This window comes from Paenibacillus sp. J31P316, assembly GCF_056269105.1.
Genome location: NZ_JBWDNI010000008.1, coordinates 182,276 through 195,884, shown reverse-complemented (window position 1 = coordinate 195,884; position 13,609 = coordinate 182,276). Strand labels below are relative to the sequence as shown.

12 protein-coding genes are annotated in these 13,609 nt (G+C 57.6%); 8 read left to right on the top strand and 4 right to left on the bottom strand.

Going from position 1 to position 13,609, the window contains the following annotated elements; all coding sequences use genetic code 11:
* Nucleotides 1-24: 24 nt before the first annotated feature.
* From AC0YNU_RS22125 to AC0YNU_RS22105, 5 genes are all read left to right on the top strand, one after another.
* Nucleotides 25-1,305, top strand: coding sequence for a glycoside hydrolase family 140 protein (locus tag AC0YNU_RS22125; protein WP_475760672.1), 1,281 nt, complete (start codon nt 25-27; stop codon nt 1,303-1,305).
* A gap of 147 nt (nt 1,306-1,452) precedes the next feature.
* Nucleotides 1,453-2,313: an AraC family transcriptional regulator gene (locus AC0YNU_RS22120; RefSeq protein WP_475760670.1), complete on the top strand. Its 861-nt coding sequence runs from the start codon at nt 1,453-1,455 to the stop codon at nt 2,311-2,313.
* 124 nt (nt 2,314-2,437) lie between these two features.
* Nucleotides 2,438-3,409, top strand: a complete 972-nt coding sequence (locus AC0YNU_RS22115; RefSeq protein ID WP_475760726.1) for an N-acetylglucosamine kinase — start codon at nt 2,438-2,440, stop codon at nt 3,407-3,409.
* A 45-nt stretch (nt 3,410-3,454) separates the two neighbouring features.
* Nucleotides 3,455-4,753 carry a family 4 glycosyl hydrolase gene (locus tag AC0YNU_RS22110; protein WP_475760668.1) on the top strand — a complete coding sequence of 433 codons (1,299 nt, stop codon included), beginning with the start codon at nt 3,455-3,457 and terminating at the stop codon, nt 4,751-4,753.
* Nucleotides 4,754-4,766: 13 nt separating this feature from the next.
* Nucleotides 4,767-5,510 (top strand): 6-phosphogluconolactonase, encoded by a 744-nt coding sequence (locus AC0YNU_RS22105; protein ID WP_475760666.1) that lies wholly within the window; start codon nt 4,767-4,769, stop codon nt 5,508-5,510.
* Between the two features lie 56 nt (nt 5,511-5,566).
* Here AC0YNU_RS22105 and AC0YNU_RS22100 read toward each other — a convergent pair whose 3' ends face one another.
* The 4 genes from AC0YNU_RS22100 to AC0YNU_RS22085 all read right to left on the bottom strand — a co-directional run bounded on the left by AC0YNU_RS22100 (nt 5,567) and on the right by AC0YNU_RS22085 (nt 9,843).
* On the bottom strand, nt 5,567-6,667 hold the full coding sequence (locus tag AC0YNU_RS22100; protein WP_475760664.1) for a Ger(x)C family spore germination protein: 1,101 nt from the start codon (nt 6,665-6,667) through the stop codon (nt 5,567-5,569).
* Nucleotides 6,664-7,764 (bottom strand): GerAB/ArcD/ProY family transporter, encoded by a 1,101-nt coding sequence (locus AC0YNU_RS22095; protein ID WP_475760662.1) that lies wholly within the window; start codon nt 7,762-7,764, stop codon nt 6,664-6,666. Before AC0YNU_RS22095 ends, AC0YNU_RS22100 begins: the two co-directional genes overlap by 4 nt.
* Entirely contained in the window at nt 7,761-9,203 is a 1,443-nt protein-coding gene (locus AC0YNU_RS22090) for a spore germination protein (RefSeq protein WP_475760660.1), read from the bottom strand. Before AC0YNU_RS22090 ends, AC0YNU_RS22095 begins: the two co-directional genes overlap by 4 nt.
* 100 nt (nt 9,204-9,303) lie before the next feature.
* Complete coding sequence (locus tag AC0YNU_RS22085) at nt 9,304-9,843, bottom strand: NAD(P)H-dependent oxidoreductase (protein ID WP_475760658.1); 540 nt, start codon at nt 9,841-9,843, stop codon at nt 9,304-9,306.
* Nucleotides 9,844-10,108: 265 nt separating this feature from the next.
* Here AC0YNU_RS22085 and AC0YNU_RS22080 point away from each other — a divergent pair, with 265 nt between their 5' ends.
* From AC0YNU_RS22080 to AC0YNU_RS22070, 3 genes are all read left to right on the top strand, one after another.
* Nucleotides 10,109-10,459, top strand: a complete 351-nt coding sequence (locus tag AC0YNU_RS22080) for a winged helix-turn-helix transcriptional regulator (RefSeq protein ID WP_475760656.1) — start codon at nt 10,109-10,111, stop codon at nt 10,457-10,459.
* A 214-nt stretch (nt 10,460-10,673) separates the two neighbouring features.
* The gene (locus AC0YNU_RS22075; protein WP_475760654.1) at nt 10,674-12,455 is read left to right on the top strand and encodes a sensor histidine kinase; all 1,782 of its coding nucleotides are present in this window, start codon (nt 10,674-10,676) and stop codon (nt 12,453-12,455) included.
* Nucleotides 12,436-13,587, top strand: coding sequence for a response regulator (locus AC0YNU_RS22070; protein ID WP_475760652.1), 1,152 nt, complete (start codon nt 12,436-12,438; stop codon nt 13,585-13,587). Before AC0YNU_RS22075 ends, AC0YNU_RS22070 begins: the two co-directional genes overlap by 20 nt.
* The last annotated feature ends 22 nt before the right edge of the window (nt 13,588-13,609 follow it).

Genomic DNA, 13,609 nt, shown 5'->3' with positions numbered 1-13,609 from the left:
GCTGACGATAGAGAGGTGACCGGCATGGCAACGGCAGTAGAGAAGCATTACCTGACGCGGGACGGCAAACCGTTCTTTTACTTGGCGGATACGGTCTGGAACGTGTTTGCCAATGCGTCCGTCGAAGAATGGCAAGACTACTTGGAATATCGCAAATGGCAGCAGTTCAACGTACTTCAGTTCAGCGTATTGCCCGTGCTCCATGACAACAGCGAGCTGAGCGATCCGCTCATGCCGTTCCATGTCGGTGCGGACGGAAGGTGGGATTTCAACGGGATCAACGAAGTCTACTTCGACAAAGCGGAGCTGATCGTTCGCCTGTCCTGCGAGATGGGTTTTATTCCGAATTTGACGTTGCTCTGGTGCAGCTACGTGCCGGGGACCTGGCTGCATAACCCTGATCCGTCCGTCGTCATGCCGCTCGAAGCCGTGGCGCCTTACGTTCGGTATGTCGCCGGGCGCTTCGCCAAGTACGATCCGATTTATATGATCAGCGGGGATACGGACTTCTCGGATGCGGCGAACGACTACTACCGGGAGGCGGCCTTGGCGCTCAAGGAAGTCACGCCGAACGCGCTGGCGACGCTGCATACCCGTACGTCCGAGCAGTGGCCGGACAGCTTCGTCCATATGAAAGAATTGGACTTCTACGTCTATCAATCCGGTCATTTGCTGCAGGACGGCCGGCTTCCGTTCGAATTGGCCGCCCGATACGCGGGGGAGCCGGTGAAACGGCCGATTCTGAATTCGGAGCCTTGTTACGAAGGAGCCGGACACGGCATGCAATACGGCCGGTTCGATGCGTTTGCGGTCCGCAAGGCATTCTGGCTCAGCGTGCTCTCCGGCGCGAGCGCGGGGTTTACGTACGGCGCCCACGGCATCTGGTCGTGGCATGCCCGGGGAGCCGAGTTCAATAACGAGATTTGGTCGAAGACGCCGCTTGATTGGCGCAAGGCGCTCTCGCTCAAAGGGGCTTGGGACGTGTCGTTTGCCAAATCCATCGCGGAACGGCATGGGCTGCATGCGGCAGTATCCGCGCAGGAGCTGTTATTGACGCCCTATGAAGATATTCGCGTCGCGGCGACGCCCGATCGGGCATGCGTCGCCGTGTACGTCCCTTACACGACGAGCGTGAAATTGACTGGCGATTGGAGCGAATATGCCTGCCATTGGGTCGAATTCGAGCATCGCAATGTCATGCCGGCTTCCTTCACGGCGGCCCATGCGGAAGAAGAAGCGCATACGATCTTCGAGATGCAGCCCTTTAATGCCGATGCTTTGCTCATCATGGAGAAACAGCGTTAAACGAGTAACTTTTTATTAAGAGCGTCCTCGCGGACGATAGGAAAGCAGGGGGAAGACCTTTGCGCAATCCCATCGCGGCGAGGCGCTTTCGTTTTTTTTATGCGGAGGTAATAATAAACAATAAAACGCAGCAATGGAGGTGCGGCAGTGGGCACGATCGAACGCGACTGGCTCGGCTTATCCAAATCGTTTCCGATACGGATCAACGATAATCAAGGCGTCGTCCCCGACTATAACCGGCTGCATTGGCACGATAGTCTGGAGATCAACTACGTGAAGCAGGGCGAGGGTTCCTATCTCATCAACGGCCGGATGCATGCCATAGGTGAAGGGGACATTATCATGCTCGGTCCGAGCGATTTGCACCGGGCGTTCGAGACGCGGAATCTCGTGCTGCAGGTCACGGTGTTCGATGCCGCGATGTTCGCGGCGGATCAGCGCTTCGAGCCGGATATTCTCGCGCCGTTCGCGGAGATGGGCATTCGGTTCGCTAATGTGCTCGATCGCCGGCAGGCGCGTATCGGAGAGCTGCGCGAGATCCTGCTCGACATGCAGGCCGAATACGAAGCGCGGGAAACCTCCTATCGCGCAGCCGTTCGGGCACAGCTTGCGCGGTTCTTGGCCTACGTCAACCGTTATTTCTCTATCTCCCCGGTTCAATCCTACGGCGATTTGCGCAGCAAACAGGCGCTTGCGCGCATCGTGCTGGAAGCGATACACGGCAATCCCGTCCGCGTCTGGACCCTGCAGGAGCTGGCGGATATCGTCCATCTCAGCCCGTCGAGATTCAGTGCCGTGTTCAAACAGGTGGTCGGCACTTCGCCTTCGAATTATTGCATCGAAATCCGGCTGGGACAGGCGATACGGCTGTTGGAATCGACGGACCTCAAAATCATCGAAATCGCCGCGGAATGCGGATTCCCCAACTTGTCCAACTTCAACCGCGTGTTCGGCGCCCATGTCGGCCGAACGCCGAGCCAAGTGAGGAGAGCACGGAGAATGCAGTAAGATTGCATTAGTCGGCAGTCGGATCGGCAAAGATGAAGCCGACGTGCAGGTGTACCATTAAGGTGTGAAACAAGCAAGTCGTGAAACAAGCCAAAACAAGTTAGCAGGTGCGGACTTGAAGTACATGATCGGATTGGATCAAGGCGGCACGAAGACGATCGCCGCGGTAGCAGACCGCGACGGCCGCATCTGGGGTGCCGGCCGCTCAGGCGGGAGCTGTCACAGCGTCAACGGAATGGCGCATAGCATGGAGCGAGTCGCGGAAGCGATACGCGGTGCGCTGAGCGAAGCGAACGCGACGATCGAAGAAGTGAGCTGCATTCACGCGGGAATGACGGGAGCCGATTTCCCGTACGAATACGAACGGTTGAGAGAAGCCATGATCGCCGCGACGGGAATCGGAGACGTCACGATCGAGAATGACTGCATCATCGCCTACCGCGGCGGGACTTCATCCCCGTTCGGAGCGGTTCTCTGCATCGGAACCGGAACCAACGCGGCGATCATTCGGCCTGGCGCCGATCCGTTCATCTATGGGTATCACATCCACGATGAGGATTCCGGCGGCGAAGCGCTCGGCGGTTCGGCGCTGCGGGCGGCGCTGGATTCGGATGTCGGTCTAGGTCCGGCAACCCGCTTGAAGCCGTTGATTCTCGCGCATTACGGATTGAACGATACGGCCGAGTTGATGGAAAGCTGGATTCAAGGCAAGCTTGGCTCGCGCAAGCATCTCGTCCCGCTTGCTTTCGAGGCTGCCGGGGATGGGGACGAAGCCGCGATCGCGCTTATCCGCGCATTCGGCGTTCGCAGCGCGAGATACGTCCATGCCGGCATTCGGCGATTCGCGATCGCGGACCGCAGTGCGGAAATCGTCCTGTCGGGGAGCTTGTTCAAGGCGCGTACGCCGATTCTGAGGGACACGGTCGAGGGCGAGCTGAGGCGGCATGATCCGGCGATCCGCATCGTGCATGCGGCTTACGAGCCGGTCGTCGGCGCGGTTCTCCTGGCTTTGGACCGACTTCATGGACAAGCCTACCCGCTGGACGGACAGCCGCTTGTTGCGTCCGTTCGGGAGAAAGGCTTCATGCGCTTTTGACCGTTTCGATCTTACGATTTTGAAGGGATAAGGGAGGCAGCCAAAGTGGCAGCGATAAAATTGGTCTACATCGGAGGAGGAAGCACCCGGGCCGCAGGCACGATGGCCAGCTTCATCCATCAAGGCGACAACTTCAAAGGCTCCGAGGTCGTGCTCGTCGACTTGAACGAAGAGAGATTGGAAGTCGTCCGCAAGCTCGCGCAGCGAATGGCCGACGCGGAAGGCGCCGATATCAGAATCACCGCAACGCTGGACCGCGCGGCAGCCCTGCAGGACAGCGACGCCGTGTTGACCAGCTTCCGCCCGGGAGGCTTCGAGGCGAGATATTTGGACGAGAGCATTCCGCTGAAGCACGGCTTTATCGGCCAAGAAACGCAGGGGGCCGGCGGCTTCTTCATGGCGCTGCGCTCGCTGCATGCCTTGAAAGGCATCGTGGAGGACATGGAAGCCATCAGCCCGAACGCATGGCTCTTCAACTATACAAACCCTGTCAATATCGTATCCGAGGCGATTACGCGCCATAGTCCGCTCAAGACGGTGTCCTTGTGCGAAGGGCCGATCATCTTCCCGCAATGGATCGCGGAAACGGCGGGCCTCGACCCGGCTTTCCTGGATGTAACCATGATCGGATTGAACCACAACTGCTGGTCCAACCGGCATTTGTACAAAGGAAAGGATCTGATGCCGATCCTGGCGGAGGCTTACGGGCGGCTGAAGGACGATCCGTCCGTCGGCCGTCATCAGCTTCGCATGCTGAAGCTGGCCGTGACGATGAACGCGATCCCGGCGGATTACTTCCAATACTATTATTACAAGGAAGAAGTGCTGGAGCAGTTGCAATCGAAGGGGACGACCCGATCTCAGGACATTCTGGCCAAGGTACCTGACTACTGGAAGCACTATGCCGAGCAGGCGGAGCGCGTGACGCCGGCATTGGATCCGGGTCGTTCGCGCGGCGGCATTCACGAGCTGGAGCTTGCCTTCGACGTCATGGACGCCGTCTTCAACGACCGCAAGGAAGTATGGACATGCAACATGCCGAATAACGGCGCGATCGCGGACTTTCCGGCGGACCGGGTCGTCGAGGTGCCTTGCTTCGTCGACAAGAACGGCATCGCCCCGATTTCCCAAGGTTATATGCCCAAGCAAACGGCCGGCCTCGTCAAGATGCTCGGCGAATATCAATCGCTGACGGCGGAAGCTGGGTGGAACGGCTCTCGCATCGATGGCATCCGCGCGCTTGCCAGCCATCCGTTAGTCTACTCGATCGATCGAGCGGAGAAGCTTTACGACGAAATGGCTCATGCCCATCGAGCTTACTTACCCGAGCGGCTGCTGAAATAAGGAGGAAACGGATATGGCAAACATCAACCTGATCGTCGTCGAAGACTACGATGCGTTAAGCCGCGAGGCGGCCAGATGGCTTGCGGACATCGTCGGCGGCAAACCCGATGCGTCCATGGTGCTGGCGATGGGAAATACACCGATGGGCATGTACGAGAAGCTGGCAACCATGCAATCCGAAGGGGAAGTCGATTTCTCGGCCATACGGGCCTTTCAATTAGACGGTTATCTCGGAATTCCGAGCGACGATCCGCGGTCGCTCGAAGGCTGGCTGCGGCGCTCCGTCGTCGAGCCATGGAAGCTGAGGGAAGACCAGCTCGTCCTGCTGGACGAGAATACGGATGATCCGGCGCTAACGTCAAGCGAATACGATCGTCAAGTGAAGGAGGCCGGCGGCTTCGACGCCGCCATTCTCGGGCTCGGGCCCAATGGACATCTCGGATTCAACGAACCGCCTTCCCATGCGGATTCCCCGACGCGCGCAGTCTCGCTGACGGAGAAGAGCTTGATCAGCAACGCCGTGTATTGGGGCGGCCTGGACCGCGTCCCTAGCGAGAGCATCACCGCCGGAATGGACGTGCTGCTAGGAGCGAAGCGAATCCTGCTGCTCGCATCCGGCCCGAACAAGCGCGATGTCTTGAAGGCGACTTTGCAAGGTACGGTCGACGAGAACGTTCCGTCCAGCTTCCTGCAAGACCATGCCGGCTTGACCGTCATTGCCGATAGGGCAGCATGGCCATGGGCGCAGCATCGTTAACATTCAATTCAACACACAGCGAGCCTGCGGCATGATCAGCCGCAGGCTCGTTTACGTCAGCTCAGTACGCCGGTGTTCAGAATCCGCACCTTCACGATCGGTTTGATGGCCAGCTTCGGATACTCTTCCCGCCAGTTCATTCCTTGATACAGCTTCGGATGATAGGCGGCCAACTCGTGGCTAAGTTGAAAATAATCGCAATTCGCCTTTTGGAGCTTGGCAAACAAGACCGATGCTTTCGAAGCGATGTCGGCTGCGATTGCCTTCTCCAGCTCCGCGAGCTCCGCGGACGTATGGCTCTTGTCGTTGCGACCGTCCCCGACTAATTTGACGTCCAGCTGGAGCGAGATGTCGATTTCGCGAAGTCCGTTCTCCTTGCTCCGCAGCATATGGAAGTCGCGCTTTTCGCCTTGAACCTGTATCGTATAGTTCTTGCCATCCAATTGACCGCCGAGCGGCTGGTTTCGGCTCTTGGCTCCGTCAATGATGCAAGCCAGCAGCGTCTGCTCGTTATCCAGATTGAACCCCGTGTATCTCCCGTCGCGAAACAGCGCCGTCCCCGCAAGGCGGGCTTCGTCCCCGCTGGGCTCGAACAGGTTCAGCGCGAAGTCGTTAAGGAACCTCTCGCCGCCCAAAATATAGCGAAGCAGCTTGTTCGACGGAATTCTGCCGCGCTTCAGTTGGTCATCGATTAAGCCGACCAGAAACTCCGATACGGTCGCATCTTTGATTTTCTTCTTCGCCATCAGCTTCGACAGGTCCCCGTCATACACGGCCAAATAGGCGTATAACGGATTGGTTACCAGTTGGCCGACCGCGTTCAGCGTACTTAGCGGATCATCCTTGGCGAAGCGGGTCGTCATCATATACAATCTGGTTTCTTGCACGGTCAACACGCCGGGCATGGCCTGGTTCGATCGGGTTACGGCGTCATAGAAGCTGTCGCCGATCGATTCCACGTATAAGCCCGATGGCTTGCCTCCGCCCATATTGGCTTCCCGGAGCACGGAGATCAAGTAGCTCATTTTGAGTTTTTTGCTGTCGCCGGCATAATCGACGCCGACGACGTCGACGAACAGCTGCTTCTTCAGCTGGGTCTGATCCCAACAGCCCGTCAGCAGCAGGCATGCCATCAGCGCCGCTATCCCTCTCTTCATGCTTTGCTCCTCCCGATGCCCCGCAGTCCTGAAATAACGAGGAGGATAAGCGGCAAGGCCACGACCATGACGAGGGACAGCCGATCCTGAATGCTGCCGAGTTTTAAGATCGCGGCGGTTCTCTGCAAGAAGAAGGCGCCGATGAAGCACGCGCCCGCGATCGTCCAGACCCATAACCCTTGCTTGCCCAAGCCTTGCGCGCGAAGATGCAGGAACGCTTTCGCCGCCAAGAAGAAATAGACGTAAACCGTGCTCGCCACGATGCTTAGGTAGAAGACCAGGAATAAGATGTCTATGCTTTGCAAGACTTCGATCCGGTAGTTCTTCAAAATAAACACGATCGGTTCGGGTATCAGCGCAAGCTGTTTCAGGCTGAACATCGTGGAACTGATTAGGCAGACCGTCACGTAAACCGCGATCGTGCACGCGTTTGCCAGCGTCATGACGAGCAGCAGCCGCTTCTTGTTCTCGGATTGCACGTACGGGTACGCGTAAAGAAGAACATCGTAGCCGACATAGGCGGTAAACGCGGTAAAGATGCCTTTCATCACGGGATTCCAGCCGCCCGGCATGAGCGGCAGCAAATTTCTCGCGTCGATCCCGTATACGCCGCAAAACAGGATGAGCAGGAAGCCGATCAAGGGAAGAAACAGGAGCGACTGCGCAATATAAGCCAGCTTCTGCAGCGACGATACCGCCGCGTAGCCGCACAGGATCAGCAGCAACAGAATAAGCAGCCACCGCGGCGTGAACACGAACAGCCAGCGCTTTAGGATATCGGCGTAAAGCATGGTCAGCAAATATCCGGAAAGGGCATAGTAGCAGCCGTACAGCGCATTGACGCAAGTTCCGAGCGGCCTGCCGAGGATTTGGGCGGTATAGGCAAACAAATTTCGCGCCGGATACCGGCTGCCCAGCCACCAAATCAACAGAATGCCGACCTGCGCCGCCACTCCCGCAAGCAGCACGGCCAGCCAAGTATCATGGCCGGCGATGCCTGCTTCCGCATGGGGCAGCGACATGACCTCGAGCCCGATTTGGGACATGAACACGAGCGTGAACAGCTGTCTTCCGGTAATGACCGTTTCTTTGTTCATCGTTTCCAGCCCCTCGGGTCGCGCAGCCTGGTCCGATTGTCCGGCGCCGTTGCCGCAGGCCGCTTGCGCAAGTTCCAGATCGGCGCGCGAATCAGCGTATCCTTCGCGTCGCTCAAGCTGAACGGCGGTCTATAGTACGGATGCCCCATCATATCCAGATGACACAGATGCACGCAGATCATCATGAAGAAAAATACGAGGCCGAACAAACCGAACATCGCGGCCAGCAGGAGTGCCGGGTAGCTTAACAGCCGCATCGCGTTGCTCATCTCGTATGACGGCACGATGAAGGAGGCCAAGCCCGTTAAAGCCGCGATGATGACCATCGTATTGGAGACCAAATTGGACTGCACGACAACGGTCCCGATCACGATGCCGCCTACGACGCCGATGGTTTGTCCGACGGGGCTGGCGAGCCGAACCGTCGCCTCTCTCAAGATTTCGAGAAGGAGCATCATGGCCAGCGCTTCGATGGCCGGCGGAAGCGTGACGTACTTCAGCGAGCTCTGCAGCGTACTGACGAAATTGATGGGCAGCAATTGGGGATTATAGGCGCTGACCGACACGTACAGGCCGGGTAAGCCGATGGAGATGAAGAAGCAGCAAATGCGCAAAAGGCGAAAGATGGAGCCCATTAACCAGCCGATTTGATAATCGTCCGGGCTTTGGAAGAACGACCAGAACGATGCGGGAAGAATGAGCGCGTCCGGCGAACCCGAGGCTGCGACGACGACCTTGCCTTCCATGAGGTACGCCCGCGCGCGGTCGGGCCGTTCCGTAACGAGCAGCTGGGGAAACAAGCTGTACTTCTTTTCCCGGATCAGCTCATCGATAAAACCCGGCATTTCGATATAGTCGATGTCGATGCTTTGAAGCCGTCTGTCCAGCTCTTCGATAATCGCGGGTTTTGCCAGGGTCTTGATATACATGACCGCGATTTTCGTCTGCGAGAGCCGCCCCAGCGAATAGGTTTTGACGATGAATTCTTTCGAGTTGATCAGCTTGCGCATGAGATTGAGATTCGTATCCAAATTCTCGATGAACGCTTCGTTCGAGCCGCGAAGAACCCGCTCGTTGGTCGGAATATTGATGGAGCGTTCCTTCTTGAGATCCGTGCCGAGCAAATAAAGCTTGCCCTCGCCTCCCCGCTGCAGAACGGTTTTGCCGTACATGAGCGCTTGAAGCGCGTCCTCGAATTCATCGGTTTCGGCATAATCGAGAATCGAAACGACGTCATGAATGTGATCCTCCGGCCTGAGAAGCAGAGGTTTCAGGATAAACTCTTGCACGATGCCGGAATCGATCAACGTATCGAAATAAAACAAACGAAACTCGGATTCCCCGATTAACAGCGGTTTCGATTGGAAGTCGCTTTGTTCCGCGAACAGCTGGTTGAAATAGCGTTCCGTTTCTTCTAACGACGGACTTAGCTTCATCATATCTTCCTCCTCGCGCGCCGTTTTCTTTACTCTCACCAACAAATGGTAAAAGTATGCAATCGGCGGCAGCGAAGAGGAGCGCCTGACGGATTCTTATCGCTTAGTGAACGAGCGCCTCCATGCGAAGCTGGATATGCTCCGCAAACCGCCGCGCTTCTCTTGCAAGGTACGCTTCCGAGCCTGCATTCGCATTATAGGTAACGAATCCGGGCAGATAGGTGCCGTTGCATCTGACGAGGGTCTGCTCGATCGGCCGCAATAATTCGCTGACCGTGAACCGGTTGCCGCCTCCCGGGCGGTAGGCGTTCTCCGTGCCGCCGGCGGTCGTGGCGAGCATGAATTCCTTGCCCAGCAATTTGTCGCCTCCGGGGCCGTACGCCCATCCGAACGTCAAGACGTCGTCGAACCATTTCTTCAATAAGGGCGGGCAGCTGTACCAGTAGAGCGGGAACTGCAGCACGATGCGGTCGTAGCGAAGGAGCAATCGGCGTTCTTCATCCGCGTCGATGTTCCAATCGGGGTACTCCTCGTACAAATTGCGGCAATCGATGCCAGCATGTTTCGTTAATTCAAGGGCGAGCAACCGGTTGGCCCGGGATAGATCCGGCCGGGGATGCGCCGCAATGACCAAGATTCGCATAGGTGGGTGTTCCTTTCCTGTTCGAAGTTAACCTCGCGAGTTACATCCCCATTATTGGTCACGGTCGGGCGTTTGCAAAGTACGCAGTTTCTCCGTACTTAGTCTTCCAAACCGTACGATAGACGCCGGATGACAAACCGGATGACGAGGGCTTATCGTACGGAAAAACGTACTAGGTACGCTAAAACGTCGTACTGTTTATTTTCCGGATACTCTGATAAAGTAACGGCTAGGAAAGCAAATCTCGCGTTCGGGAGTGTGGAAGATGCCAGCGGAAATTCGCGAGCCCGGTTCGACGCAGGGCGTATTGACGATGCTGCAAGCGATCGGCGGAAAGTGGAAGCCGCTCATCTTGTTCATTTTGCTGCAAGAAGGAACCAAACGGTTCGGGGAGCTCAGGCGCCAGCTTCCCCATGTCACGCAAGGGATGCTGACCAATCAGCTGCGCGAGCTGGAGCGGGATGGGCTGATTGTGCGCCGGGCGTATCAGGAGATCCCGCCCAAGGTCGAGTACGAATTGTCCGAGCACGGGATGACGTTAAAGACCGTATTGGGCGAGATGTGCACATGGGGATATCGGCATCTGGATTTCTTGAACGTCCAACATGATCGTTAAAACGGCAATCGTCCTCCTCTTCTGATTTTGGAAAAGGAAGAAGGCGATTGTCTTTTTATTGATTTGGAATGGTTGCGGCTGCGCTTCTCTATGAAGTCGAATTAATATGTTGCCCGCGTCCACGGACAAGATGGTATGATGCAAGTAAATCGTTATTTGTCGAAAAAGAAAGCAGGTGCCCGTTCTGGACACTCGAATAGGGATGTCGACGCTATTGTTTATCGCGACGGCGCTGATGGCGTTCGTGGCGCTCTTGTCTTACCGGAAGCGGCATTTGCCCGTAGCCGGGACGATGGTGCTGATGATGCTGGCCGGCGCTTTCTACGCGCTGGGCTACGGCATGGAAGTGCTCGCCCGAAGCTTGGACCAAGTGAAGCTGGCGCTTCAAATCCAATACATAGGCATTCCGTTCGTGACGACGTTGTGGCTCTATCAGGCGATTCAATTCACGGGGACGGCCGAACGGTCCCGCCGCAAGCTTGCGGCCCTGTTGTTCCTTTTTCCTACCCTGCTGTTCGTCCTCCACTTGACCAATGACTGGCATCACTTGGTATACGTCAGTTATTCGTTGAATGCCGATGCATCCGTCCCGCTGTACACGACGGTCAAGGGCATCGGCTACAACCTGCACGCCCTCTATAGTTATGTCATCCTGCTGTGGGGCATCGGCCTGTTCGTCACGATGTATATCCGGGCGCTCCCCGCCATTCGCAAGCAAATTTTGATTCTCCTATTGGGCGCGTTCGCGCCGATGGCGTTCAATCTGCTGTTCTGGTTCGGCGTCAAAATCGATTTCACGCCGTTCGGCTTCGCAGTCTCGGGAATCGCCTACGCGTGGGGAATTCTGCGGTTTAACTTGCTGCGGTTAACGCCGCTCGCGCTTGCGAAGGTGTTCGAAACGATCCGCGACGGCGTCTTATTGCTGGATGGCGATGGACGGATCGTCAGCTACAACGGCGCGGCCGCGCTCATTTTTCCCGAACTCGGGTTCGTGCCGAAGTATCCCGCGCTGGCCGGCGGTATTCTGACCGAACATCCGCGTCTATTGCAGCTCATTCTATCCGATCGCGCCGAGGATGAACGTTTCCCGTTCCAGAGGCAGCTGGACGGACGGAGCAAGCATTACAGCTGCGGCTTGTCGATCATTTACGATGCGGGGACGATGCCGGTCGGCAAAATGATCATGTTCAACGACATCACGGAGCTGATCGAGAACGAGGCGCGTCTGCGCGAGAACGCCAGGCAATTGTCCGAGCTGAACGCGTTCAAGGACAAGCTGTTCACCGTCGTCGCCCACGACATCCGCGATCCGATCGCGCTGCTCGTCAGCTTGACGGACTTGCTCGGAGACGAGCTGACCGCCGCCGATATCGAGCATGCCGACGTATTCGTCGAGCTCCGGGGCCAAGTGCAAAGCACCTACCATCTCGTCGATAATTTACTGGATTGGTATCGCAGTCAGAAGGGCGCGGTGGTGTTTCGCCCTTCCGGCTGGAACGTGAGGCAGGTCGTGCAGCAGGCGATGTCGCTCGCAAGCCCCAAGGCCGGCATGAAGACGATCCGAATAACGGAATGGATCGATCCGAGGCTCGCGGTCGACGCGGACAAAGAGATGCTGGATCTCATTCTCCGCAACCTGCTGTCGAACGCGATCAAGTTCACCGGCTTCGGCGGTCAGATCGAGATCGGCGCCGAGGCGGAAGGCGACCGGATCGCGGTATTCGTGCGCGACAACGGAGCGGGCATCGACGGCAAAACGTCGGATATGCTCCGCCTCGAAGAGCCTTTCTCGAGGGCGTCCTTAGCCGGCGGCGATTCCGGGGATACGCGGTTCGGCTTGGCGCTGGCCCGTGAATTCGTCCGCATCCACGGCGGCGTGCTGCGATTCGAGAGCGCGCCGGGCGCCGGCACGACGTTTACGTTTACGCTCCCGCGGGCGAAGGCGGGGCATCATTCTGGCGAAGAGGAGGATTACGATGAAAGTCATACTGGTTGACGACGAGCCGATGATGCATCTGATCATGGGCAAAATGCTGGACAAGCTGCCGGGCGTCGAGGTGGCTGGCGCTTTTGCGAATACGAAGCAGGCAGCGGCTTTCCTGAACGAGAACGACGACATCGGGCTCGCCTTCGTCGATATTTCGATGCCGGACGAGACGGGCATGGCGTTCGCCGCGAAGATGGAGCAAGCCCGATCGCCGGTGCAGATCGTCTTCGTCACCTCCCATAAGGAATTCGCGCTGGATGCGTACGAGCTGTCGGTTACCGATTATTTGGTCAAGCCGGTGTCGCAGGAACGGCTCGAGCGGACGGTCAATCGGGCATTGGCGACCCGCACGGCCCACGGATCCGCCGAAAGCTCGCGAGCGCCCGTCTCCTCGGCAACGCCGAGGCTCGTCGTTACGACGCTTGGGGACGTGTCGATCGGCAGCGAATCGCAGCGGGTGAAGTGGATATCGCGCAAATGCGCCGAGCTGTTCGCGTACTTGCTGCTCTACCGAGGCAAGCGGATTCCCCGGTCCCGGCTGGTGGCGGACATCTTCGGCGGCATGCACCAGGAGAATGCGGAAAACTATTTGAACACGACCGTCTATCAGCTGCGCAAATCGCTGGAACCGCTTGGGCTGAGGGAAAACGTCCGCTCGGAGAACGACGGCTACGTGCTCGAGCTGCCGCATGCGTTCATCGACTACGCGGAGTTCGAAGCGAAAGCGCGGGCGCTCCAATCCATCAACGCAGGCAATCTGGAAGAGGCGCTGCAAGCCGAGCGGTTGTACACGGGCGACTTGTTCGGGGACAAAGCGTACGTCTGGGCCATCCATGAAACGGAACGCTACGCCGAATTGTACGGGGCGTTCGTCATCCGGGTCGCAGAGGCGCTGATGGCCATGAACGATGCGTCGTCCGCGTCGAAGCTGCTGGCGAAGCTGAATGAACGCAATCCGCTGGACGAGTCGGTCATTCGGCTGCTCATGGCGATTCGCGGGACGACGGAAGATCGCAAAGGGCTGATCGCCCTCTATAACGGCTACGTTCGCCTGCTTGGCCGGGAGCTCGGCATCCGCCCGTCCGCGGAGCTGACCGGTTACTATGACGAGCTGATAGCCCGATTCTCCGATAAGAAATAACCTGTTTCCTGGAAGGGATATA